The 25,026-nt window shown below is 69.1% G+C and carries 22 protein-coding genes; 19 read left to right on the forward strand and 3 right to left on the reverse strand.

Features of this window, described 5'->3' with window-relative positions:
• The first annotated feature begins 28 nt into the window (after window positions 1-28).
• A complete protein-coding gene (ssb, locus tag V6X30_RS00370) occupies window positions 29-487 on the forward strand; it encodes a single-stranded DNA-binding protein (protein WP_367982655.1) in 459 nt (152 codons plus the stop codon).
• On the opposite strand, the gene V6X30_RS00375 is transcribed toward ssb, so the two are convergent.
• Genes V6X30_RS00375 through V6X30_RS00385 form a run of 3 tightly spaced genes read right to left on the reverse strand, consistent with a single transcriptional unit; the run spans window position 484 to window position 6,312 of the window.
• On the reverse strand, window positions 484-3,084 hold the full coding sequence (locus tag V6X30_RS00375) for a cation-translocating P-type ATPase (protein WP_367982656.1): 2,601 nt from the start codon (window positions 3,082-3,084) through the stop codon (window positions 484-486). The genes ssb and V6X30_RS00375 overlap by 4 nt on opposite strands.
• Window positions 3,081-5,711 carry an AMP-binding protein gene (locus tag V6X30_RS00380; RefSeq protein WP_367982657.1) on the reverse strand — a complete coding sequence of 877 codons (2,631 nt, stop codon included), beginning with the start codon at window positions 5,709-5,711 and terminating at the stop codon, window positions 3,081-3,083. The genes V6X30_RS00375 and V6X30_RS00380 overlap by 4 nt, the downstream gene beginning before the upstream one ends.
• 1 nt (window position 5,712) lies before the next feature.
• On the reverse strand, window positions 5,713-6,312 hold the full coding sequence (locus V6X30_RS00385) for an HAD family hydrolase (protein WP_367982658.1): 600 nt from the start codon (window positions 6,310-6,312) through the stop codon (window positions 5,713-5,715).
• A 151-nt stretch (window positions 6,313-6,463) separates the two neighbouring features.
• Here V6X30_RS00385 and deoD point away from each other — a divergent pair, with 151 nt between their 5' ends.
• From deoD to rng, 18 genes are all read left to right on the forward strand, one after another.
• Window positions 6,464-7,177, forward strand: a complete 714-nt coding sequence (gene deoD, locus V6X30_RS00390) for a purine-nucleoside phosphorylase (RefSeq protein WP_367982659.1) — start codon at window positions 6,464-6,466, stop codon at window positions 7,175-7,177.
• Window positions 7,178-7,195: 18 nt separating this feature from the next.
• Window positions 7,196-8,551, forward strand: a complete 1,356-nt coding sequence (locus V6X30_RS00395; protein WP_367982660.1) for a UDP-glucose dehydrogenase family protein — start codon at window positions 7,196-7,198, stop codon at window positions 8,549-8,551.
• Window positions 8,548-9,984 (forward strand): mannose-1-phosphate guanylyltransferase/mannose-6-phosphate isomerase, encoded by a 1,437-nt coding sequence (locus V6X30_RS00400; RefSeq protein ID WP_367982661.1) that lies wholly within the window; start codon window positions 8,548-8,550, stop codon window positions 9,982-9,984. Before V6X30_RS00395 ends, V6X30_RS00400 begins: the two co-directional genes overlap by 4 nt.
• Window positions 9,985-10,028: 44 nt before the next feature.
• Entirely contained in the window at window positions 10,029-11,399 is a 1,371-nt protein-coding gene (gene miaB / locus V6X30_RS00405) for a tRNA (N6-isopentenyl adenosine(37)-C2)-methylthiotransferase MiaB (RefSeq protein ID WP_367982662.1), read from the forward strand.
• Complete coding sequence (locus V6X30_RS00410; protein ID WP_367982663.1) at window positions 11,396-12,415, forward strand: PhoH family protein; 1,020 nt, start codon at window positions 11,396-11,398, stop codon at window positions 12,413-12,415. The genes miaB and V6X30_RS00410 overlap by 4 nt, the downstream gene beginning before the upstream one ends.
• 7 nt (window positions 12,416-12,422) lie before the next feature.
• Entirely contained in the window at window positions 12,423-12,866 is a 444-nt protein-coding gene (gene ybeY / locus V6X30_RS00415; RefSeq protein ID WP_367982664.1) for an rRNA maturation RNase YbeY, read from the forward strand.
• Window positions 12,867-12,965: 99 nt separating this feature from the next.
• On the forward strand, window positions 12,966-13,853 hold the full coding sequence (locus V6X30_RS00420) for an HlyC/CorC family transporter (protein ID WP_367982665.1): 888 nt from the start codon (window positions 12,966-12,968) through the stop codon (window positions 13,851-13,853).
• 6 nt (window positions 13,854-13,859) lie between these two features.
• Window positions 13,860-15,350, forward strand: a complete 1,491-nt coding sequence (lnt, locus tag V6X30_RS00425; RefSeq protein ID WP_367982666.1) for an apolipoprotein N-acyltransferase — start codon at window positions 13,860-13,862, stop codon at window positions 15,348-15,350.
• A gap of 46 nt (window positions 15,351-15,396) precedes the next feature.
• Window positions 15,397-15,924 carry a zinc ribbon-containing protein gene (locus tag V6X30_RS00430; protein WP_367982667.1) on the forward strand — a complete coding sequence of 176 codons (528 nt, stop codon included), beginning with the start codon at window positions 15,397-15,399 and terminating at the stop codon, window positions 15,922-15,924.
• Window positions 15,925-15,968: 44 nt separating this feature from the next.
• On the forward strand, window positions 15,969-18,560 hold the full coding sequence (gene leuS / locus V6X30_RS00435; protein WP_367982668.1) for a leucine--tRNA ligase: 2,592 nt from the start codon (window positions 15,969-15,971) through the stop codon (window positions 18,558-18,560).
• Window positions 18,557-19,060, forward strand: a complete 504-nt coding sequence (locus V6X30_RS00440) for an LPS-assembly lipoprotein LptE (protein WP_367982669.1) — start codon at window positions 18,557-18,559, stop codon at window positions 19,058-19,060. The genes leuS and V6X30_RS00440 overlap by 4 nt, the downstream gene beginning before the upstream one ends.
• A gap of 12 nt (window positions 19,061-19,072) precedes the next feature.
• Entirely contained in the window at window positions 19,073-20,110 is a 1,038-nt protein-coding gene (gene holA, locus V6X30_RS00445) for a DNA polymerase III subunit delta (protein ID WP_367982670.1), read from the forward strand.
• Complete coding sequence (locus tag V6X30_RS00450) at window positions 20,110-21,393, forward strand: glutamate-5-semialdehyde dehydrogenase (RefSeq protein WP_367982672.1); 1,284 nt, start codon at window positions 20,110-20,112, stop codon at window positions 21,391-21,393. The genes holA and V6X30_RS00450 overlap by 1 nt, the downstream gene beginning before the upstream one ends.
• Entirely contained in the window at window positions 21,390-22,094 is a 705-nt protein-coding gene (gene nadD / locus V6X30_RS00455) for a nicotinate-nucleotide adenylyltransferase (RefSeq protein WP_367982673.1), read from the forward strand. Before V6X30_RS00450 ends, nadD begins: the two co-directional genes overlap by 4 nt.
• Window positions 22,087-22,437 (forward strand): ribosome silencing factor, encoded by a 351-nt coding sequence (gene rsfS / locus V6X30_RS00460; protein WP_367982674.1) that lies wholly within the window; start codon window positions 22,087-22,089, stop codon window positions 22,435-22,437. Before nadD ends, rsfS begins: the two co-directional genes overlap by 8 nt.
• Before the next feature lie 6 nt (window positions 22,438-22,443).
• Window positions 22,444-22,911 (forward strand): 23S rRNA (pseudouridine(1915)-N(3))-methyltransferase RlmH, encoded by a 468-nt coding sequence (rlmH, locus tag V6X30_RS00465; protein WP_367982675.1) that lies wholly within the window; start codon window positions 22,444-22,446, stop codon window positions 22,909-22,911.
• Between the two features lie 25 nt (window positions 22,912-22,936).
• Window positions 22,937-23,563 carry a Maf family protein gene (locus V6X30_RS00470; RefSeq protein WP_367982676.1) on the forward strand — a complete coding sequence of 209 codons (627 nt, stop codon included), beginning with the start codon at window positions 22,937-22,939 and terminating at the stop codon, window positions 23,561-23,563.
• A complete protein-coding gene (gene rng, locus V6X30_RS00475) occupies window positions 23,560-25,026 on the forward strand; it encodes a ribonuclease G (RefSeq protein ID WP_367982677.1) in 1,467 nt (488 codons plus the stop codon). The genes V6X30_RS00470 and rng overlap by 4 nt, the downstream gene beginning before the upstream one ends.

Consider the following 25,026-nt stretch of genomic DNA (forward strand, 5'->3'; position numbering starts at 1 on the left):
CGCGCGCAACCCGTCAACGGAGGCAGTCATGGCGCGAGGAGTCAATAAGGTCATTCTCATCGGCAATCTCGGGGCCGATCCCGAGGTGCGCTATTCCGCTGCTGGCAGCGCGGTCACCAACGCGCGGCTGGCCACCACCGATCAGTGGAAGGACCGTCAGACCGGCGAGCAGCAGGAGCGCACGGAGTGGCACCGGCTGGTGTTCTTCGGCCGCCTGGCGGAGATCTCGGGCGAGTACCTGAAAAAGGGCTCCAAGGTGTTCGTCGAGGGCCGTCTGCAGACCCGCAAGTGGCAGGGTCAGGACGGCCAGGATCGCTACACCACCGAGGTGGTGGTCAATGACATGCAGATGCTCGACGGCGCCGGCGGTGGCGGTATGGGCGGCGGTAACGGCGGCGGCATGAACCAGGCGGCGCCCGCGTCCACTGCCGAACCCGCGCCGCAGACCGCCCCCGCGGACGACTTCGACGACGACATCCCGTTCTAGGCGCGCAGCGCCAGGGCGAGCCGCCGCAGCTCGCCGATCATCAGCGGCACCAGGCTGGCCGCGATCACCAGCAGCCAGCCGGCGCCGCCGATGGGGGCGGTGCCGAGGATCCGGTCGAGACCGGGCAGATGAACCGCCGCCGCCAGCAGCACCCCGCAGACCGCCAGCGACACCCAGATCCATGGATTGCCGGCAACGGTGCCCCGCCAGGGCGCCGTTGCCGGCTCCCGCAGTGCGAACACGAACCAGAGCTTGCTGAAGCCCAGCGTCAGGAATGAGACGGTCACGGCGCTGGCCTGATCGAGGCCCAGCGCGGTGAGGGCCAGGTAGAGCACTCCCAGGATGGTCGCGGCGATGACCGCGCTCCAGGCCCCGATGGCCAGCCAGTGGCGGCGCGTGAGAATCGCCTCGCCGGCGGGCCGTGGCGGTTGCTGCATGACGTTGGCCGGCGCCGCGCCCACGGCGAGCGCCAGGGCCGGGAAGACGTCGGTGAGCAGGTTGAGATACAGGATCTGCAACGGCAGCAGCGGCAGCGGGGCGCCGGCGAGGGTCGCCAGGGCGACACTCGCCACCTCGGCGAAGTTGGTGCAGAGCATGAACATGAGCGAGCGGCGGATGTTGGCAAAGATCCCACGGCCGTGCCGGATCGCCGTGACGATGCGCTCGAACCGGTCGTCCTGCAGGATGATATCCCCCACCTCGCGGGCGGCATCGGTGCCGCGCTGGCCCATGGCGATGCCGATATCGGCTTTCTTGAGCGCCGGCGCGTCGTTGACGCCATCGCCGGTCATGGCGACCACATAGCCGGCATCCTGAAACGCGGTGACGAGGTCGAGCTTCTGGGCCGGCGTGACCCGGGCGAACACCTGCGAGTCGGTGATCGCGGTAGCATCGGCCCGGGCGCCGTCCTCGCCGCGCTCGCCCAGATCCTGGCCCTCGAGGACATGCAGGTCCTCGGCCCGGCCGATGCCCACCGCCGCGGCGATGGCCCGGGCGGTGGCGGCCTGGTCGCCGGTGACCATGATCACCTGCACGCCGGCGCGCTGGCAGGCCGCCACGGCATCGGCGACGCCCGGCCGCGGTGGATCCATTAACCCGGCAAGGCCCACCGGCGTCAGGGCCTGGTAGAGCTGATCCGCATCATCCGGCACGGCATTCATGGTCCGCTCGGCCAGCAGCAGCGGGCGCAGCCCGCGGCCGGCGAGTTCCTCCACCCGTGCCCGCCATTGGTCACGCCCGGCCTCGTCCAGCTCACTCGCCGCCAGTACCGCCTCGGGCGCGCCTTTCACCGCGACACGCAGGCCCGCATCGGCTGTCTCGTGGCAGGTGGCCATCATCATGCGCTCGGCATCGAAGGGCTGTTCGTAGACCTCGGGCCAGTCGTCGATCAGCTGCCTGCGGTGCATTCCGGCCTCCCGGCCCGCCTCCAGCAGGGCGATCTCCATGGGATCGCCATGATCGGCGCCGTCGTCGCTGTCGGCGGCCAGCTCGGCGTTGCTGCAGAGCACGCCGATGGCCAGTGCCCGCTGCCGTGCCGCCGTCTCGTCCTCCACGTCCGGTGGCAGCATCAGCGTCTCCAGATGCATGCGGTTGGCGGTGAGTGTGCCGGTCTTGTCGGTGAGGATGATGCCGGTGGAGCCCAGCGTCTCCACCGCTGCCAGGTGGTTGATGAGGGCATTGCGCCGCGCCATCAGCCACATGCCCCGGGCCAGCGCCAGGGTGGCGACGATGGGCAGGCCCTCGGGGACGGCGGCGACGCCCAGGGCGATGGCCGTTTCCACCATCACCAGCATGTCGCGGCCGGTCAGTAGACCCAGGGCAGCGAGTCCCAGGGCCACTCCCAGCACCACCCAGGCCAGTCGGTGGCCGAGCCGGTCGAGCCGGGCCTGCAGTGGCGTGGCGCTGGACCGGGCCGAGGCGGTGAGATCGGCGATGGTGCCGAGCTCGGTGTCCATGCCGGTGGCCGTCACGAGGGCGACTCCGGCGCCACGGGTCAGTGTCGTGCCCTTGTAGAGCATGCCGTGGCGCTCGGCGAGCGGCGTGTCCGCCGCGACGGCATCGGCGGTCTTGCTGACCGGCACCGACTCGCCGGTCAGGGCGGCCTGATCGCACTGCAGACCCTCGGCCTCCACCACGCGGGCATCGGCGGGCACCAGGTCGCCCTCGCTCAGCAGCAGCACATCCCCGGGGACCAGCTCGGTCGCCGCGATCTCTTCGCTGCGGCCCGCCCGGCGTACCCGCACCCGGTCTGCCTGCAGACCCTGCAGTGCCGCCATGGAGCGGGCGGCCCGCCATTCCGAGAAAAAGCCGATCAGTGTGTTGATGACGACCACCGCCATGACGGCGGCGGCCTCCACGCGATGGCCCAGCAGCAGGGCCAGCAGTCCGGCCACCACCAGCACGAGGATGACGATGCTGCGGAACTGTCGCAGGAGGATGCGCAGGGGATGGCGCTGCTGGCGACCGGCCAGGCGGTTGGTGCCGTAGCGGCTCCGCCGGCGCACGACGGTCGGCTGATCGAGGCCCTTTGCCGGGTCGACCTCGAGTTGCCTGGCGACGGTCTCGGGAGAGCGCTTGTGCCAGGCGGAATCGGTCATTCGTTGGATCGGTCCTCGTCGCCCAGGGCATTCAGGGCACTGCCCACGCATTCCACGATATGCCGCCGGTCATCGCCATACTCACTTGGGTTGATCGGCGGGCCGATGCGGATGCGGATGGCGCCGCGGCGCGGGATGACGTGGCCGATGGGCAGAACATGCTGGGTGCCCTCGATCCAGACCGGGACCACCGGGACCGGATGGGCGGCCAGCAGCAGGCCGATCCCCGGCCGCAGCGGCTGCAGGGCCTGATCCGTGGCGCGCTGGCCCTCCGGGAACCAGACCAGCGAGTGGCCCCGCTCCAGGGTGGCCGCGGCCAGCGCCAGGCTGCGTCGGGGCGCGGCGCCGGGGTCGATGGGCAGAATCCGGGCGACCCGGCTGAAGGCCCGCCGCCAGGCCGAGGAGAACAGCAGCCCGGTCCAGCCGGCCCAGAACAGCGGCTCCATGCGCTCGCGCGAGAGCGCCGCGGTCAGGGCGATCGGGTCGTAGGCGCTGGCATGCCGAGGGGTGATCAGATAGGGCCCGCCCTCGGGCCATTCGCCGTCGATCTCGATGCGCGCGAACAGCCGGTTGAGGAGCCGGCAGCCGCCCAATGCCAGGCGGGCCGCGCCGTGACGCAGCGGCCCGCGGGGGGCGAGGGCCCGGCGGTCGGCATCGCCGAGCAGCGCTTCCGGCGACTGCAGGGCCTGGATCAGGGACTGGCCGGCGCGATCATCATCATCGCCCATGGCCAGATCGGCCTGGATCACCTCCTGGAGCAGGTCGCGGACCGTCTCCACGCGACCGATGGCCTCATCACCGAGCTCGACGCCGGCGCGCTCGCGCAGGGCGATGCCCATGTCCACCCAGCTCAGCGAGTCCAGGCCCAGATCGCGGCTCAGGCGGCTGTCGGGGGTCAGGCGATGCTCGGCAAAGCGCTCGGTCAGGTACTGCAAGGTGGCGGCGGCGGTGGCATCGGCGAGCAGCGCCTGGTCCTCCGGGGCCATGTCCTCGGGGTCGATGGGGCGCTGCTCCACCCGCCGCGTGCCGGCGCGGAGATCCTCGTAGAGACGTGCCAGGTGAGGTCGCCGGAGTTTGCCGAGGCGCGTGCGCGGCAGCGGGTCGGCGCTGAACTGCACATCCCCGAGGGCATGGTGTCCGGGCAGTTCGCCCTGCGCCGCGTCCACCGCCGCCTCGGCCTCTGCCTGCGGATCGCCCTCGGAATCCGGCTCGGGGACCACCACGGCGGCCAGGCGTCCGTTGGTCTCCAGCACGCCGGCCTCGCGGATCGCTGTCTGCGCGTTCAGCACCCGCTCGATGCGCTCCGGATCGATGTTCTCCCCGCCCGGCAGCACGATGGTCGAGGACAACCGGCCGGCGAGATGCAGATAGCCGTCGTCATCGATCCGCCCGGCATCACCGGTACGGAACCAGCCCTCGGCATCGAAAACCTCGTCGGGATCGACGGGATTGTTCCAGTAGCCGGCGAAGACGTTGGGCCCCCGGGCCCGGACCTCGCCGTCGACGATGCGCAGCGCGACCCCGGGCAGCGCGCGACCGGCGGTGTCCAGACGCGCCTCGCCGGGCGCGTTCAGGGTGAGGATGGGTGAGGTCTCGGTGAGCCCGTAACCGGTGGCCACGGTCCAGCCCAGCGCCTCCAGGCGGGCGCCGACGGCGGGATCAAGGGCGGCGCCGCCACTCACCGCCAGGCGCAGGCGCGGGGCCAGTCGCTTCATCACCGGCCGGAACAGCCAGCGCCCGGGCTGATGCCCGAGCCTCGTCTGCAGTGTGGAGCATAGGCCGATGACGCCGTGCAGCAGTCGTCGGCGTCCGGCCTTGCCACCGGTCAGGCGGCTCTCCAGGCGGTTCCAGAGCGCCTCGTAGAGCCTTGGCACCCCCAGCAGGATGGTCGCCTCGCCTTCGCCCAGGGCCTCGGCGATGCGTGGGCCGACCAGCGAGCGGGGCATGATGAGTGTCGCGCCCACCGTGAGGACCGTGAGCAGGCCGATGCTGAAGGGGTAGACGTGGTGCAGGGGCAGCGGCAGCAGGACGCGGTCATCGGCGCCGGCGATGCGCTCTTCCAGTAGCGCCTGGACATTGCTTGTCAGGTTGGTATGGGTGAGGGGCACGCCTTTGGGCGGGCCGGTGGTGCCGGAGGTGTAGAACACGGCGGCCACGTCCTCCGGCGCCACGGCAGCCTCCGTCGTGGCATCGGGCATGGCGTTGGCGGGTGCGTCCGGGGCCGGCAGCGTCAGGGTGTCGAGCTCGATGATGCGGGCCGGGAGGCTCGCCGGCAGCGCCTGGCGCAGCGCGGCGGTGGTGTAGACGCGCGCCGGGTCGGCATCCGCGAGCACATGGGCGAGGTCGGCGGCGCCCATCTGCGCGTCCACCGGCACCAGGATGCTGCCGTTGATCAACGTGGCGAGGGCGATCACGACCCACTCGACGCTGTTGGGCGCCTGGATCATGATCCGGTCGCCCCGGCCCAGGCCGGCGTCCCGGAACGTCCGTGCCAGCTGGGTGGCGGTATCCAGCAGCTCGCCACGGCTCAGTCGGCGCAGTCCGTGGGCGGTGAAGGCGAGCAGCGCGGTCTGATCGCGGCTCACCTCGGCGGCGCGGATCAGGGCCGGTACGCTCGTCGTCTGCATGTCAGCGCAGTCCCCGGTAGACCGGGTGGTCGGCCAGTGCCAGCATCTCGGTATCTCCGCGGCTGTCCCCGTAGGCATGAATCGGGTGGTAGGCGTCGGGGTCGAGCACTTCCTTGAGACGTCGGACCTTCTCCGGGCCGCGGCAGTTCGTGCCGGCCAGGTTGCCGGTGATGCGCCCGTCCCGGCGCTCCAGCTCGGTGGCGATGAGCTCGATGCCCATCGACTCCGTCCAGGGCCGGATCCATTCGCTCACCGACGCGGAGATCACGATCACCCGGTGACCGGATGTGCGGTGCCAGTCGAGTTGCTCCCGGGCCAGCGGTCGCAGCAGCTCGTGCAGGTTGTTGAGGGCGTACTGCCGGCCCATGGCCGTGAACTCCGCCTCGGTGAGCCCGCCGAAGAAATGCCGCAGGACGTGCACCTTGGCGGTGTCGCGATGGATGACGCCCGTCGGCACGCCCAGCAGCCAGGGTGACAGCCGCACGCCCGCCGCCACACAGCGCCCGAGGCCGAACTGATGCAGCAGCAGGTCACTCAGCGTATCGCGCCGGGTGAGCGTGCCATCGAGGTCAAAAAGCGCCAGGGGGCGGGTGGTTGTCATGAAAATTACTCACAAGAGTGAACCCTGCATTCTGCCGCCAGTCCGGCGGGGATGCACGCCGGCGCCGGTTGGCGACTGGTCAGCACCGCGTCGACTCAGTAGAGTTCCGGGTCGCGAACACCAGAGACAACGGGACAAGGAGCTGACCCTCATGGCCACCCCCCATATCAGTGCCGAGCCGGGCGATTTTGCCGAGACCGTCCTCATGCCGGGCGATCCCCTGCGTGCCAGGGTCATCGCCGAGAACTACCTGGAGGATGTGCGGGAGGTCACCAGCACCCGCAACATGCTCGGCTTCACCGGCCGCTACGGCGATACACCGGTCTCGGTGATGGGCTCGGGCATGGGCATTCCGTCCATGTCGATCTACGCCTTCGAGCTGTTCAACGAATACCGGGTCGAGAAGATCATCCGCGTCGGCACCTGCGGCGGCGTCCGCCCCGACGTGGAAGTGCGCGACATCATCATCGCCATGGGCGCCTCCACCGACTCCAGCGTCAACCGCACGCGTTTCGGGGGCTGTGACTTCGCCGCGATCGCCGACTACGGCCTGCTCGAGGCCACCGTCGGTGCCGCCCGTTCCGCCGGCATCGCCCCGCGCATCGGCAATGTCTTCTCCTCGGAGCTTTTCTACAACCCGACGCCGTCGTTCTTCGACATGATGAAGGCCCACGGCATCCTGGCCGTGGAAATGGAGGCGGCCGGGCTTTATGGTGCCGCGGCCGAGGCCGGCAAGCGGGCGGTGAGCGTGCTCACGGTGAGCGATCACGTGGTCACCGGGGCGTCCACCAGTGCCGAGGAGCGCCAGAACAGCTTCCAGGACATGATGAAGGTGGCGCTTGAGGCCGCCGTGAACGCCGACTGACGGCGTCGGGGGAAGACGATGAGAATCACCATTTTCGGCACCGGGTATGTCGGCCTGGTGACCGGGGCCTGCTTTGCCGAGGTGGGCAACGACGTCGTCTGCGTCGATGTGGATGCGGACAAGATCGCCGCGCTCAACCGCGGCGAGATCCCCATCTACGAGCCGGGCCTGGAGGGCATGGTGGTGCGCAACCGCGAGGCCGGCCGGCTGCGCTTCACCACCGACGCCGACACCGCCGTCCATCATGGCCAGTTCCAGTTCATCGCCGTGGGCACGCCGCCCGACGAGGATGGCTCCGCCGATCTGCGCTACGTGCTGGCGGTGGCCGACACCATCGCCACCTGGATGGAGGACGACAAGGTCATCGTCGACAAGTCCACGGTGCCGGTGGGCACGGCCGACCGGGTCCGCGAGACGGTGGAGCGGCGGCTCGCCGAGCGCGGCGTCGCGGTGCCCTATGCGGTGGTCTCCAACCCCGAGTTCCTCAAGGAAGGCGCCGCGGTGGAGGACTTCATGAAGCCCGAGCGGGTCATCGTGGGCTGCGATGACGCCGTGGCCCGCGAGAAGCTGCACGCGCTCTATGCGCCGTTCAACCGCAACCACGACCGGCTGATCAGCATGGACGTGCGCTCGGCGGAGCTCACCAAATACGCCGCCAATGCCATGCTCGCCACCAAGATCAGCTTCATGAACGAGCTCGCCAATATCGCCGACCGGGTGGGCGCGGACATCGAGCGGGTGCGCATCGGCATCGGCTCGGACCCGCGTATCGGCTATCACTTCATCTACCCCGGCGCCGGCTACGGCGGCTCGTGCTTTCCCAAGGATGTCCAGGCGCTGGCGCGCACCGCGCATGACGTGGATTACGTCCCGCAACTGCTGCAGGCGGTGGAGGAGGTCAACGACCGCCAGAAGCACTACGTGTTCAACCGCATCCGCGACCACTACGCCGGTGCGCTCAGCGGCAAGCGTTTCGCGCTCTGGGGGCTGTCCTTCAAGCCCAACACCGACGATATGCGCGAGGCGGCCAGCCGGCGGCTGATGGAGTCGCTCTGGGAGGCCGGGGCGGCGGTGCAGGCCTTCGACCCGAAGGCCATGCCGGAGACCCGGCGCCTGTATGGCGACCGCTCGGCACTCACCCTCTGCGACAGTCCCGAGGCGGCCCTGGCGGGAGCCGATGCCCTGATCATCATGACCGAGTGGAACCTCTTCCGCAGCCCGGATTTTGAGCTGATCCGCGAGCGTCTGGCCGCACCGGTCATCTTCGACGGGCGCAATCTCTATGACCCGGCCATCCTGGCCGGGCTCGGCTTTCACTACTACGCCATCGGCCGGCCGCCGGTGGCGCCGGGCGACGGAGGGCCCGTGACATGAGCAGCAGCGAGGCAGGCATGCCGGTCCATCCGGTGATTCTCTCCGGTGGCGTGGGGTCTCGGCTCTGGCCGCTGTCCCGCGAGCGCTACCCCAAGCAGTTCCTGGACGTCGCCGGCGGGGGCAACACGCTGGTCCAGCAGACCGTGGCGCGGCTCGAGGGCGTCGCCGGCCTAGACTCGCCCATGGTGGTCTGCAACCAGGAACATCGCTTCCTGGTGGCCGAGCAGCTGCGCGACAACCCGCTCGGCGCCGCCCGGATCCTGCTCGAGCCGGTGGGCCGCAACACCGCCCCGGCGGTGGCCGCGGCGGCCCTGCAGGCCCTGCGCGAGTCCGAGGATGCCGTCCTGGCGGTGTTCCCCGCCGACCATCTGGTGGGTGAACCCGGGGCGCTGCGCGCGGCCATCACCGATGCCGTGGCCGCGGCGCGGGCCGGTTATCTGGTCACCTTCGGCATCGTTCCGACCCGCCCGGAGACCGGCTATGGCTACATCGAGGCCGGCGAGGCCGTCGACGGCGGCCCGGCCCATGCGGTGCGGTGCTTTGTCGAGAAACCCGACGCCGCCACCGCCGAAGCGTATCTAGGATCTGGGCGTTTCTACTGGAACTCGGGCATGTTCGTGATGCGCGCCTCGCGCTATCTCGAGGAGCTGCAGCGCCATGCCCCGGCCATCGTCGAGGCCTGCGAGGCGGCCCTGGCCGGCGCCGAGGAGGATCTCGACTTCATCCGCCTCGCGGAGGCGGCCTTCGCGCGCTGTCCGTCGGATTCCATCGACTATGCGGTCATGGAGCATACCGACGCCGCCGTGACCCTGCCGCTGGATGCCGGCTGGAGCGATCTGGGCTCGTGGGCGACGCTCATGGAGGCTGGCGAGCGCGATGCCGAGGGTAATGTCCTGCTGGGTGATGTCATCGCCGAGTCGAGCCGCAACAACTATGTGCGCGCCGAGAGTCGTCTGGTGGCCACGGTGGGCCTCGAAGACCATGTGGTGGTGGAGACCGCCGACTCGGTGCTGGTCGCCCCGCGCGACCAGGTGCATGCCGTCAAGCAGATCGTCCAGCGCCTTCAGGATGGTGGGCGCACCGAGGCGGTGGAGCATCGCCAGGTGCACCGGCCCTGGGGCAGCTATGAGGGCCTGGTGCGGGCCGAGCGCTTCCAGGTCAAGCGCATCGTCGTCAATCCCGGCTGCCGGCTGTCGCTGCAGATGCATCATCACCGCGCCGAGCACTGGGTGGTGGTGCGCGGGACCGCGCGGGTGACCTGCGGCGAGGAGGAGTTCCTGCTCGGCGAGGATCAGTCCACCTATATCCCGCTGGGGACGGTCCACCGTCTTGACAACCCCGGAATGATTCCGCTGGAGCTGGTCGAGGTGCAGTCGGGCAGCTATCTGGGCGAGGACGACATCACCCGGCTGGAGGATGTCTATGGCCGCTGATCGGTGGATTGTCCGCCTGCGGCGGCCCTAGTATTCTGCCCGCCATGATGCAGAAGGTTTACGTGCGCACCCACGGCTGCCAGATGAACGAGTACGACTCGATCAAGATGGTCGACGTGCTGGCTGCCGAGGGCGATTACGAGCGGGTGAAGACGCCGGAAGAGGCGGACGTCATCCTGCTCAACACCTGTTCGATCCGCGAGAAGGCGCAGGAGAAGGTGTTCTCCGAGCTCGGTCGCTGGCGGGCCCTGAAGGAGACGCATCCGGGGCTGCTGATCGGCGTCGGCGGCTGCGTGGCGAGCCAGGAAGGGGCGGCCATCGTCGAGCGGGCGCCGTTCGTGGACATGGTCTTCGGCCCGCAGACACTGCATCGGCTGCCCGACATGGTCAGCCGTGCCCGCGAGTCGGGCCGGGCCGTGGTGGATGTGAGTTTTCCCGAGATCGAGAAATTCGATCGCCTCCCCGAGCCCCGCGCCGAGGGGCCGACGGCGTTCGTCTCGATCATGGAGGGCTGCAGCAAGTACTGCAGCTTCTGCGTGGTGCCCTACACCCGGGGCGAGGAGATCAGCCGGCCGTTCGAGGACGTGCTCGCCGAGTGTGCCGAGCTCGCCGAGCAGGGGGTCCGCGAAGTCACCCTGCTGGGGCAGAACGTCAATGGCTATGCCGCCGAGGGACCCTCCGGCGAGGCCGCCGACCTGGCCCTGCTGATCCACTACATCGCGGCCATCGACGGCATCGACCGGATCCGTTTCACCACCTCGCATCCGTTGGATTTCAATCAGGCCCTGGTGGATGCCTACGCCGAGGTGCCGGAGCTGGTCAATCACCTGCATCTGCCGGTCCAGAGCGGCTCCGACAATATCCTGGCGTTGATGAAGCGCAATCACACGCGGGCGCACTTCCTCGAACTGGTGGAGCGGCTCAAGGCGGCCCGCCCGGACATCACCCTGTCATCGGACTTCATCGTCGGCTTCCCCGGCGAGATGGATCGCGACTTCGAGGACACGATGGATCTGGTCGAGCAGGTCGGCTTCGACCAGTCGTTCAGTTTCATCTTCTCGCGCCGGCCCGGCACGCCGGCCGCCCAGCTCCCCGATGCCACCAGCCGCGAGGCCAAGAAGGCCCGGCTGCAGCGCCTGCAGGCCCTGCTCGATCGCAACGCCCGGGCCATCAGTCAGGCCATGGTGGGACGGGTCGAGTCGGTGCTGGTCGACGGGATCTCGCGGCGTGATGCCACCGAGATCAAGGGCCGTACCGAGAACAACCGGGTGATCAACTTCCCCGGCAACCCGCGGCTCATCGGCCGGTTCGTGAAGGTGCGCATCACCGAGGCGCTGGCGCATTCCCTGCGCGGCGAGCTGATCGACATCGATACCGAGCGTGAGCCCGAGCTCGCGCGGCTGGAGTCGGCTTGACCGCCCAGCATCCCGACGCCGTGGATTTCACGCTGGCACCGGCCGACAACGAGCGGCTGGCCAACCTCTGCGGTCAGTTCGACGAGAACCTGCGGCAGGTCGAACGACGCCTGGGCGTGGAGATCGAAAACCGCGGTCACCGCTTTCGCATCATCGGCGATGACGAGGCGGCCAGCGTGGCCACCGACGTGATCCGTGCGCTCTATGACCACACGGCCCGTGAGCTGATCGGCGCCGAGAATGTCCACCTGCAGCTGCGCACCGCCGAGGCGGAGGCAGCGGATGCCCTCGGCCCGGATGACGGCGCGCAGGGCGAGGCGGGCGTCGAGGCGGCGTCCTCCGAGGGCGTGACCATCCGCACCCGCAAGGGGATGATCCGGGGCCGTGGCCCCAACCAGCGGGCCTACCTCGAGGCGATCCAGCGCCATGACCTGAACTTCGGCGTCGGCCCCGCCGGTACCGGCAAGACCTATCTGGCCGTGGCCTGTGCCGTCGAGGCCCTGCAGCAGGACCGGGTCCAGCGCCTGGTGCTGGTGCGCCCGGCGGTGGAGGCCGGCGAGCGGCTGGGTTTCCTGCCCGGCGACCTGGCCCAGAAGGTCGATCCCTACCTGCGGCCGCTCTACGACGCGCTGTTCGAGATGCTCGGCTTCGAGCGCGTCAACAAGCTCATCGAGCGCAATGTCATCGAAGTGGCGCCACTGGCCTACATGCGCGGCCGGACCCTCAACGGGGCGTTCATCATCCTCGACGAGGCGCAGAACACCACCGTCGAGCAGATGAAGATGTTCCTCACCCGGCTCGGCTTTGGATCGACCGCGGTGGTGACCGGTGATGTCACGCAGATCGATCTGCCGCCGGGCAAGACCTCGGGGCTGCGCGATGCCGTGGACGTGCTACACGAGGTGAACGGCGTGAGCTTTACCCTCTTCAACGCCCACGACGTGGTGCGGCATGATCTGGTCCAGCGCATCGTGCGTGCCTACGACCGGCGCGAAGACGACACCGCCGGCCACTGATTCCGACATGCCCGATCTCGACCTGCAGTGCGCCAGCACGGCGCCGGTACCCGACGCCGACGACTTCCATCACTGGGTGGCGGCCGCCCTGGCCGGGCGGCGTGATGACTGGGAGCTGGCGATCCGGCTGGTGGACGAGGACGAGAGCCGCCTGCTCAACCGCGACTACCGCGGCCATGATCGCCCCACCAACGTGCTCTCGTTTCCCGCCGAGCTGCCCGCCGACGTGGCCCTGCCGCTGCTGGGCGATCTGGTGATCTGTGCGCCGGTGGTGATCCGCGAGGCCGCCGGACAAGGTAAGACCGAGCGCGCGCACTGGGCCCATCTGACCATTCATGGTGTCTTGCACTTGCTTGGCTTTGATCATATGACTAGCGTGGAGGCGGAGTGCATGGAGGGCGAAGAGCGGGCCATCATGGCGCGGCTCGGCTGGCCCGACCCGTATGCATGAGCCCGGGGGTGGACCGCGAATCGATCGGTTAGGGCGCTGCCGGCCAGCGCGCTAACCCATCGACCGACAGGTCGCCAACCGAGGCACATGAAGAGAAGCATGAACGACGACCAATCCGGGAGTACCGGCGCCAGCCAGGGCAACTGGCTGGAGCGCATCGGCCGGGCGCTGGGCGGACAGGAGCCGCAGGACCGCGAGAGCCTGATCCAGATCCTGCGCGGGGCCCACAAGCGCAGCATTCTTGATGCCGACGCCCTGTCCATGTGCGAGGGCGTCCTGCATGTCGCGGAGCTGCAGGTGCGGGACGTGATGATCCCGCGCTCCAAGGTCTCGCTGCTGCGTCGCTCGGAGTCGGTCTGGGACCTGCTGCCGACGATCATCGAGAGCGGCCATTCGCGCTTTCCGGTCACCGGCGACAGCCGTGACGATGTCATCGGCATTCTCATCGCTAAGGATCTGCTGCCGTACCTCGACCCGCAGCACCAGCGCGAATTCCATCTGCGCGAGCTGCTGCGCCCGGCGCTGTTCATCCCCGAGAGCAAGCGCCTGGATGCCCTGCTCAAGCTCTTCCAGGAGAGTCGTAATCATCTGGCCATCGTGGTGGATGAGTACGGTGGCCTGGCCGGTATCGTCACCATCGAGGATGTCATCGAGCAGATCGTCGGCGAGATCGATGACGAGCACGATCTCGACGAGACCTCGTGGATCCTCAACCGCACCGAGGATGGTCGGACGGTGGTGAAGGCCCTCACGCCCATCGACACCTTCAACGAGCACTTCGGCACGCGTTTCAGTGACGAGGAGTTCGACACCATCGGCGGGCTGGTGGCCAACGGCTTCGGTCATGTCCCGCGCCGCGGCGAGCATCTGCTGCTTGATGACCTGCGCTTCGACGTGGTCCGCGCCGACAGCCGCCGGGTGCACCTGCTCATGGTCACGCCCGAGCCCGGCGCCGGCACCTCGGTGGACGGTGATGACGACGTCTGAGCCTGCATGGCGCGACTGACCGGGCCGGCCCTGGCGCTGGCCGCGGGGCTGCTGATGGCCCTGGGGCTGGCGCCGTTCTCGTTCTACTGGGCGCCGGTGCTGGGCCTCGGGGTGGTCTTTGCGCGGGTGGCCCGCCTCGGCCGCGCCCGGGCGGTGCTTGGCCATGGCTATCTCTTCGGCCTGGGCTACGCCGGGCTCGGCGTCTACTGGATCTATCACAGCATCGCCGACTACGGGGGCGGGCCGGTGGCGGCGGTGCTTGCCACGGGCATCCTGGTGGCGCTGTTCGCGCTGATTCCAATGATCGCCCTGTTCATCGGTTGGTGGGCGGGCGCCGGCCGCGCCGGCCGCCGCGCGCTGCTGGCACTGCCGCTGGCCTGGCTGCTGGTGGAGTGGGTGCGCAGCTGGCTTTTCACCGGAGCGACCTGGCTCAGCGTGGGCTACAGCCAGATCGATACGCCGCTGGCGCATTTCGCGCCGCTATTCGGGGTCTACGGGCCCGGACTGGTGGTGGCCCTGCTGGGCGGCACCCTGGCCTGGTGGCTGCTGCGGCCGCGCTCGGCGCGGATTGCGCTGCCGCTGGGCGCGACGCTGGGGGTGACGGTGATCGGCGTCGTTCTCGAACGCGACTGGACGCGGCCCGTGGACGAGCCCGTGACGGTGGCGATGCTCCAGGGCAACATCGCCCAGGATCGCAAGTGGGATCCGGACGAGCGGGGTGCCATTCTGGCGGAGTACCTGCGCATGAGCCGGGCCGAGTTCGGCCAGGACCTCATTGTCTGGCCCGAGACCGCCCTGCCGGTGTTCTACCATCAGGGCCGCGAGTGGCTCGACCAGCTGGCGGAGCAGGCCGCGGCGGCCGGCAGCAGCATTGTCCTCGGCGCGCCGGTGGCGGCAGAGGACGGGCTCTATAACGCCGTCGCCGTCCCCGGTGAGACGCCGCAGTTCTACTATAAACGCCACCTGGTGCCGTTCGGTGAATACGTACCGTTCCGGGATGTCGCCGGCGGGGTGCTGGATTTCGTGGGCACCCCGCTGGGCGACTTCAATGCCGGCACCCGGGCCGATCCGCTGCAGGCGGCGGGCCATGCCCTGGGTGTGAGCATCTGCTACGAGGTGACCTTCGGTGACGAGGTGGCGGATGCGCTGCCCGCGGCGGAGATCCTGCTCAACGTCAGCAACGACGCCTGGTTCGGGGCCTCCACCGCGCCCTGGCAGCATCTGCAGATGGCCCGCATGCGGGCGCTTGAGACCGGCCGCCCGATGATCCGGGCGACCAACACCGGCATCTCGGCGCTGATCGATGCGAAGGGGCGGGTGCAGGTCAGAGGGCCGCTGTTCGAGCGTACGGTGGTGCGCGGCTCGGTCCAGCCCCATGCCGGCACCACCCCCTACCTGCACTGGCGTGATTGGCCCATGGCGCTGCTCGCGCTCGCCGGTACCGGACTGCTGCTCGTGCTGCGCTGGCGCGAGGCGTGGCCACATCGTCGCCGGTGATTATTAGCGGGTAGACTGGGGGCAGACACGGATCAGGAGTCAGGCCATGAGCGAGAAAGACAACCCGCGCGAGCACGAGGTCCACGGTTACGAGCGCATGCTTGAGCGCCTGCGCGAGCGGCTCGAGGAAACCGGCGAGGCGGTGGAGCACGGCTTCAGCGAGGCCCTGGATGCCGTGCGCGAGCGCAGTGTGGCGCTCGGCGAGCTCACCCGCGAGGAGGCCGACCGAGTGGCCACCTGGCTGCAGCGCGACCTGGAGGATGCCGCCGAGTACGTGGAGAAGGCCCGAGGCACCTATTCCGACTGGCTGCACATGGACCTGCAGCTGGTGGAGAACTGGATCTGGGACCGCTTCTCGTCGGTGGCCGATCAGACGCGGCTGCAGTGGCAGGCCTTCAACCGCGAGCTGCAGGCCGCGGCCCGTTATCACACCGGCGAGATCACCGGTCCGGGGACGCTGGTCTGCCGGGATTGCGGTGAGGTCCTGCATTTCAAGCGCGCCGGTCATATCCCGCCGTGCCCGAAGTGTCATGGCAGCCGATTCGAGCGGGCAGTCCGCCAGCGGAGCGACTGATCGAAGGTGCAATCGCGCCCGGCGCCGGGGTATCCTCTCGCGCCATGGAAAAGCATTACGATCCCGCCCGACTGGAGACGGACGCGCAGGCCTACTGGGAGGACCAGGGCTGCTTCCGGGTCAGCGAAGACCCCGAGCGCGAGAAATACTACTGCCTGTCGATGCTGCCGTACCCCAGCGGCCGGCTGCACATGGGGCATGTGCGCAACTACACCATCGGCGATGTCATCAGCCGCTATCAGCGCATGCAGGGCCGCAACGTGCTCCAGCCCATGGGCTGGGACGCCTTCGGCCTGCCCGCCGAGAATGCCGCCATCAAGCGCGGCGTGCCGCCGGCGCAGTGGACCTACCAGAACATCGACCACATGCGCCGCCAGCTCCAGCGCATGGGCTATGGCTATGACTGGACCCGTGAGGTCACCACCTGCGATCCGGCCTATTACCGCTGGGAGCAGCTCATGTTTACCCGGCTCCTGGAAAAGGGGCTGGTCTACCGCGCCCGGGCGATAGTGAACTGGGACCCGGTGGACCAGACCGTGCTCGCCAACGAACAGGTGGTGGACGGCCGCGGCTGGCGCTCCGGGGCGCTGGTGGAGCGACGCGAAATCCCACAGTGGTTCGTGCGCATCACCGATTACGCCGACGAGCTGCTGGACGGGCTGGACGCCCTGCCGGGCTGGCCGGATGCGGTCAAGACCATGCAGCGCAACTGGATCGGCCGGTCCGAGGGCGTCGAGCTCGACTTCGCCCTCGCCGATGGCGGGCGGCCGCTGCGCGTCTACACCACGCGGCCGGACACGCTCTTCGGGGCCACCTATATGGCCGTTGCCGCTGATCATCCGCTGGCCCTCGAGGCGGCGGAGCGGGATCCCGCCATTGCCGCGTTCCTCGATGAAATCCGCAAGGGCGCGGTCACCGAGGAGGCGCTGGAGAAGCTTGAGAAAAAGGGCATGCCGCTGGGTGTGGAGGCGATCAATCCGCTCTCCGGCGAACGCATCCCGGTGTGGGTGGCCAACTTCGTACTGATGGGCTACGGCACCGGCGCGATCATGGCCGTGCCCGCCCACGATGCGCGCGACCATGAGTTCGCCACCCGCTTCGGGCTGCCGATCCGCCAGGCGGTGGGGCCCGCCGACGGCAGCACCGTGGACGTGCAGGCCGAGCCCTGGACGGCCAAGGATCAGCTGGTCACGGTGAACGCCGGGACGTTCACCGGCATGGACTTCCCGACCGCCTTCAATGCCATCGCCGACTATCTGGAGTCGAAGGGCATCGGCGAGCGCACGATCAACTACCGCCTGCGCGACTGGGGTGTCTCGCGCCAGCGCTACTGGGGCTGCCCGATTCCGGTGATCCACTGCGCCGATTGCGGCGCCGTGCCAGTGCCGGATGACGACCTGCCGGTGACGCTGCCCGAGCAGGTGACCTTCACCGGCCTGCAGTCACCGCTCAAGACCGATCCCGAGTGGCGCCGCACCCCCTGCCCGCGCTGTGGCGCCGAGGCCGAGCGCGAGACGGATACCTTCGATACCTTTGTCGAGTCATCCTGGTACTACGCCCGCTACTGCAGCCCGGATGCCGAGGCCATGCTCGACGAGCGGGCCAACTACTGGCTGCCAGTGAACCAGTACATCGGCGGCATCGAGCATGCGGTGATGCATCTGCTCTACTTCCGCTTCTGGCACAAGCTCATGCGCGATCTCGGCTACGTGGACAGCGATGAGCCCGCCACCAACCTGCTCTGCCAGGGCATGGTGCTGGCCGAGGCCTACTACCACGACAGCGAGGATGCCGGCCGCGAGTGGATCGCCCCCGGCGAGGTGGAGGTCGAGCGCGATGGCAAGGGGCGGATCGTGCAGGCCCGGCGCCGGAGCGATGGGGCCGAACTGGTCGCCACCGGCTGGACCACGATGTCCAAATCGAAGAACAACGGCGAGGACCCGGAAAGCCTGGTCGATCGGTTCGGGGCCGATACCGTGCGGCTTTTCACCATGTTCGCCGCGCCTCCGGATCAGGCCCTGGAGTGGCAGGATAGCGGTGTCGAGGGGGCCTCGCGCTTTCTGCGCCGGCTCTATGCGCTGGTCTACGATCATGTCAGCGCCGGGCCGGTACCGGCACCCCGTGCCGGCGATCTCGACGGGGCGGGCGTTGACCTGCGCCGCAAGCTCCACGAGACCATCGCCAAGGTGAGTGATGACATCGGCCGCCGCTATACCTTCAACACCGCCATCGCTGCGGTCATGGAGCTCTGTAACGCCCTCGGGCGCTACCCGGCCGACACCGGGGCCGCCCGCGGCCTGCATCAGGAGGCCCTGGAGGCGGTGGTGCTGATGCTCCAGCCCATCACGCCGCATTTGAGCCACGGCCTGTGGAACGCCCTGGGGCGCGACGGGGCGGCGGTGGATCAGCCCTGGCCGGTGGTGGATGAGGCCGCTCTGGTGCGCGATGAGGTCGAGCTCGTGGTGCAGGTCAATGGCAAGCTGCGCAGCCGCATCGCCGTGCGGGCGGATGCCGGCGAGGACAGTATCCGCGAACAGGCCCTGGAGGATGCCAATGTCCAGCGATTCATCGACGGCAAGACGGTCCGCAAGGTCATTGTCGTGCCGGGCCGGCTGGTGAACGTGGTGGCCAATTGATCCGGCCCGTCCGGCATCTTGCCGTCGTCGCCCTGGCGCTGTTGCTGGCCGCCTGTGGCTGGCAGCTGCGGGGGGCGGATGGCGGCGGTTTCGAGGCGGTGCCGGTGGCCGTCGAGGGCGCGGTGGGCAACCGCCTGATCGAGCAGGTGGCCGCCAGGCTGCGCGATCTCGGTGCCGATGTGGTGCCCTCCGCCGCCGATGCCCGCGTGGTCATCAATGTGGCCGAGGCCGACAGCCGTCGGCGCACGGTGGCCACCGACGCCGACGGCTTTGCCAGCGAGTACGAGCTGCGCTACCGACTGCGCTTCAGTGTCACCCCCGGTGGCGAGGCCGGCCCGGATACACGGGGCATCGCCAGCCAGACCGTGCAGACCACGGCCAGCTATCCCGCCAACCCACAGGATCTTCAGGGCCAGGATGCCGAAGAGGCCTTCCTGCGCCGGGACCTGCGCGATGATGCCATTCAGCTCCTGCTCTCGCGGGTCGGCCGGCAGCTCTAGGGCGGCGGCGCCATGGCCGAGATCCGCTTCGACGAACTACCTGCCCGCATCGACCGCGGGCTTGCCCCCATTTATCTGATCGCCGGCGAAGAGCCCTTGCTGATCGAGGAGGTCCTCGATCGCCTGCGGGCCCAGGCCCGTCGTGAGGGTTTCGGCGAGCGCGAGGTGCTGCACGCCGACGGCAGCTTCGACTGGAGCCGGCTGGCCGCCACCACCGATAACCTCTCGCTGTTCACCCAACGGCGCCTGATCGAGCTGCGCCTGCCGGGAGGCAAGCCTGGCCGCGAGGGCAGTGCGGTGCTCAAGGCCCGCGCGGCGGCGCCGGATGCCGATAATCTGCTGGTGGTCATCTGCGGGCGGCTTGAGCCGGCGCAGCGCAGATCCGCCTGGGCCAGCGCCATCGCGCGGGCGGGGGTCATGAGCTATGCCTGGCCGCTGCGCCGCACGGATCTCGCTGACTGGACCCGGCGCCGGGCGAGCGACCGCGGCCTGGCGCTGGATGCCGAGGTGGCGGCGCTCCTGGCCGAGCGCAACGAGGGCAACCTGCTGGCGCTGGCCCAGGAGATCGAAAAGCTGGCATTGCTCGCCGACGATGGCCGGGTGAGCCTGGACACCGCCCGCGAGGCGGTCGGTGACAGCGCCCGCTTTGCCATCTTTGATCTGCCGGAGGCTGTGCTGGCCGGCGATGTGGCCCGGACCCTGCGCATCCTCCAGCGGCTGCGGGCTGAGGGCGAGGAGCCGGTGCTGGTGCTCTGGGCGCTGGCCCGCGACATCCGCGTCCTGGCCGATCTGCAATCGGCGCTGGCCGGCCGTGGCGCTGTCGCCGAGGTGATGAGCCGGCATCGGGTTTGGAAGAACCGGCAGAGCCGCCTGCAGGCCATCGCCCGCGGGACGAAGCCGGGTGCCTGGGCCCGGATGCTGAACCGCGCCGCCGGCGTGGACCGGGTCGTCAAGGGCGCCGAATCCGGGCGCCCCTGGGATGAATTGCTAGAATTATCGACGAGGGCAGCCCGTGGTGCTGCCACCGTGAATCGCAGGGAGAGACATTGATGAGTGCCAACGAGCCGGCGGTCAGCATCAACGTGACCGACTACATGCGTGGCCTTGGCCGGGCCGCGCGCGATGCCGGGCGTCGCCTGGCGGCCACCGAAAGCGGGCCGCGCAACGCCGCGCTGCAGGCTATCGCCAGACGCCTTCGGGCCGGCGAAGCGGCCCTGCGTGAGGCCAACGAAGCCGATCTGGCGGCGGGTCGCGAACAGGGGCTCGACGCCGCCCTGCTCGATCGCCTGGCGCTGACCGAGGCGCGGATCGAGGCCATGGCCGCCGGGCTCGAGCAGATCGCGGCGCTGCCCGACCCGGTGGGCGCGGTGAGCCACCTCGATCCCATGCCGAGCGGCATTCGGGTGGGGCGCATGCGGGTGCCGCTGGGTGTGGTCGGCATCATCTACGAGTCCCGCCCCAACGTCACCGCCGATGCCGCCGGCCTCTGCCTGAAATCCGGCAACGCCTGCATCCTGCGCGGGGGGTCCGAGTCGCTGCGCTCCAACCGGGCCATTGCCGCCTGCATTACCGAGGGACTGGCCGAGGCCGGGCTGCCGGAGACCGCGGTGCAGGTGGTGGAGACCACCGACCGGGCCGCCGTTGGTACGCTCATCACCATGGACGAGTACGTCGACGTGCTGGTGCCCCGCGGGGGAAAGGGCCTGATCGAGCGCATCATGCAGGAGGCCACCGTGCCCATGATCAAGCACCTCGACGGGGTCTGCCATTGTTTCGTGGACGCCGACGCGGATGCGGACATGGCCGAGCGCATCGTGGTCAATGCCAAGACCCAGCGCTACGGCACCTGTAACACCCTGGAGACCCTGTTGCTGGACGAGGCCATTGCGCCGTCGCTGCTGCCGCGACTGAAAGCGGCCTTTGACGGCCATGGCGTCGAGCTTCGCGCCTGCGAGGCGAGTCGCGCCCTGGTCGACGGGCTCACGCCGGCCGAACCCTCCGACTGGGACGCCGAGTACCTGGCCCCTATCCTGGCGGTGCGGGTGGTGGATGGCCTTGATGCGGCCATGGCCCATATCGAGCGCCACAGCTCCGGCCACACCGAGGCCATCGTGACCCAGGATTATGCCCGGGCCCAACGCTTCCTGCGCGAGGTCGACTCCAGTTCGGTGATGGTCAACGCCTCAACGCGCTTTGCCGATGGCTTCGAGTATGGTCTCGGTGCCGAGATCGGCATCAGCACCGACAAGCTGCATGCCCGGGGCCCGGTGGGGCTGGAGGGACTGACCACGCAGAAATACATCGTCCTCGGCGAGGGGCATATCCGCGAATGACCGCGGGGCAGGGGGCGCCGGTGGCGCTGCTGGGTGGCACCTTCGACCCGGTACACTACGGCCATCTGCGCCCCGCCATCGAACTGCTGGAGGGGCTGGGCCTGTCGGAGCTCCGTCTGGTGCCCGGTCATGTGCCACCGCATCGCCCGCAGCCACGGCTCGATGCCGCGATGCGCTGCGCACTGCTGGAGACCGCCGCGGCCGATATTCCGGGGCTGGTGGTGGATCGCCGCGAGCTGATGCGCTCGGGGCCGTCCTATACGGTTGACACCCTCGCCGGCCTGCGCCGTGAACTCGGTCCTGATCGACCGCTGTGCTTTGTCATGGGCAGCGATGCATTCCGCGGGCTCATGCAGTGGCATCGCTGGCGCGAACTCATCGGTGAGGCCCATCTGGTGGTGACCACCCGCGGCGGTGACACTGCCCCCATGCCGGAGGCGCTTGCCGAATGGCTGGCGGCGCGCCGCGCCCGCCACCCCGGCGAACTGCGTAATGCGCCGGCCGGGCGGGTGTGGTTCCATCCGGTCTCGCGGCTGGAGATTTCCGCCACCGCCATCCGCGGCCTGCTGGCCCGCGGCTTTTCGGTCCAGGGGCTCACGCCGGATACGGTCTGGCAGCGCCTGGCCGCCACTGGACTCTATGGTTATCCCCAGGCATCACGGGCCACCGGGCCCGGGAGGTTGCACCCGCACTATGACTGAAACCGCTGTTTCACCCCAGGCCCTGCGTGACCAGGTGGTCGAGGCCCTGGACGACATGAAGGCCGTCGACCCGCGCATCATTGATGTCCAGGGCCGTACCGCCATTACCGATTTCATGGCCTTTGCCACCGGCAACTCGCGTCGTCATGTCCGTGCCATCGCCGATGCGGTCATCGACGCCGCCCGCGAGCTGGGGCTGCGGCCCACCGGCGTCGAGGGACTGGAGGGCAGCGAATGGGTGCTGGTGGACCTGGGGGACGTGGTGGTCCACGTGATGCTCGAGGATGTCCGCGATTTCTATCGTCTGGAGCGCATCTGGGGTGTTGACGAGGCGGAGGCCTGAGGCGGCATGCGCCTCGATCTGATCGCCGTGGGCCGGCGGGCGCCGGAGTGGATCAGTAGCGGCGTGGACGAGTTCGCCACCCGCATGCCACGGCATCTGCCGCTGGCGGTCCGCGCGGTCAACGCCGGCGAGGCGCGGCGCAGCGGGGATGTGCCACGGGCCCGCGGCCAGGAGGCCGATGCCCTGCTGGGCGCGGCCGGTGATGCCCGTCTGATTGCCCTGGATGAAAAAGGCCGGTCCTGGCGGACCCGGGATCTGGCAAACTACCTTGATGACGCCATGCAGGAAGGCCGTGACCTGGCTTTTCTGATCGGCGGTGCCGACGGGCTGCATCCGCGCTGCCTGGAGGCAGCGGAGCGCCAGTGGTCGCTCTCCGCGCTCACGCTGCCCCACATGCTGGTCCGCGTGATCGTGGCCGAACAGCTCTATCGCGCCTGGACGCTGCTCTCCGGGCATCCCTACCATCGGGGCTGAGCCGTCCCGCTTTCAGGAGGCTGCAATGACCGACGCCCAATCCGATGCCACCGATCCCGATATCTTTCTCGCCTCGGCCTCGCCGCGGCGCGCCGAGCTCCTCGAGCGCATGGGCGTGCGTTTTCGCACTGTGCCCCAGGCGGTGGATGAGCGGATCGAACCCGACGAGACCCCGGAGGTCTTTGTGATCCGCCTGGCCCTGGAGAAGGCCCGGGCCGGACTGCGTGCCCGCCCGGCCGGGGCGACGGCTCCCGTACTGGGTGCCGACACCGCCGTGGTCATTGATGACGAAATCCTCGGCAAGCCCGCGGACCGCGATCAGGCGCTCACCATGCTCGACCGGCTCGCCGGCCGCACGCATCGGGTGGTGACCGGCGTGGCCCTGCTGGACGAGGATCGCGAGGTGACCCGGCTGTCGCTGAGCATGGTGACGCTGCGTGAACTCGCGGGCGCCGAGAAGACGGCCTACTGGCAGAGCGGCGAGCCCGCCGACAAGGCTGGCGCCTATGCCATCCAGGGCAGGGGTGGCGTGTTCATCGAACAGCTTGAGGGCAGCTATTCCGGCGTCATGGGGCTGCCTCTGTTCGAAACCCACGACCTGCTCGGCGAGTTCGGCATCGACTACCAGTCACGCTGGCCGGCGGGTCAGTGAGTCAGGAGCTGCTGGTCAACATCACCCCGCAGGAGACGCGGGTGGCGGTGCTGGACAATGGCAGTGTCCAGGAGATCCATATCGAGCGCTCGCGAAGCCGCGGGCTGGTGGGCAACATCTACCTCGGCGAGGTCTCGCGGGTATTGCCCGGCATGCAGGCGGCCTTCATCAACGCCGGGCTGCAGCGCACGGCCTTTCTGCACGCCTCCGACATCAACGCCGGTCAGGCGGTGGTGGAGGGTGCGCCGCGCGAGCAGCCGCCCATCCAGCAGTTGCTGCGCGAGCAGCAGCGTATCATGGTCCAGGTCCTCAAGGACCCGATCGGCAGCAAGGGCGCACGGCTGACGACCCAGATCGCCATTCCGTCGCGCTATCTGGTTCTGCTGGTGGACAATCCCGGACTTGGCGTGTCGGCGCGCATCGAGAGCAATGCCGAGCGTGAGCGGCTGCGGGAGATCGGCCTGTCGCTGCTCGGCGAGGACAGCCCCAACGGCTGCATTCTGCGCACCGCCGCCGAAGGGGTCCCGGAGGCTGCGCTGACGCGTGACTGGGCGTTCCTCCAGCGGCTCTGGGCAGCGGTGCGCGAGCGCGCCGAGGAGGCCCAGCCCGCCACGCTGCTGCACGAGGACCTGCCCTTGATGCTGCGGGTGCTGCGCGACCTGGTGGGCGATGACGTGGAGCGGGTCCGGATCGACTCGCGGGAGTGGCATGAGCGCATGATCGCCTTCAGCGAGGCCTTCCTGCCGGATGCCCGCTCACGCCTCGAGCACTATCCCGGCGAGCGGCCGATCTTCGATCTCTACGGCGTCGAGGATGAGATCCAGCGGGCGCTGCAGCGCCGGGTCACCCTCAAGTCCGGTGGGTATCTGATCATCGATCAGACCGAAGCGCTGACCACCATCGATGTCAATACCGGGGGCTATGTCGGTCACCGCACCCTCGAGGAGACCATCTTCAAGACCAACCTCGAGGCGGCACAGGCCATCGTCCGCCAGCTGCGCCTGCGCAACCTCGGCGGCATCATCATCGTCGACTTCATCGACATGGCCGATGCCGAGCATCGCCGGCAGGTGCTGAGAGCCCTGGACAAGAGCCTGGAGCGGGATCATGCGCGCACTCAGATCAGCGAGGTCTCGGCCCTGGGGCTGGTGGAGATCACCCGCAAGCGCACGCGGGACTCGCTCCAGCACCAGCTCTGCGAGACCTGCCCCACCTGCAGTGGGCGGGGCTATCTGAAAAGCGCTGAGACGGTGGTCCATGAGATCACCCGTGAGATCCTGCGCGAGGCGCGGCAGTTCGAGATCACCCGACTACTGGTCCTGGCGTCGCAGGAGGTGGTCGACCGGGCGTTGGAGGAGGAGAGTGACAGCTTCGCCGAACTGGAGGCCTTCGTCGGCAAGCCCATCGAATTCCAGGCCGAGCCGCTCTACAACCCCGAGCAGTTCGATGTGGTGCTGATGTAG

Origin of the sequence: Spiribacter sp. 1M189, from assembly GCF_040838345.1 — a bacterium.
GTDB classification, from domain to species: Bacteria; Pseudomonadota; Gammaproteobacteria; order Nitrococcales; family Nitrococcaceae; genus Spiribacter; species Spiribacter insolitus.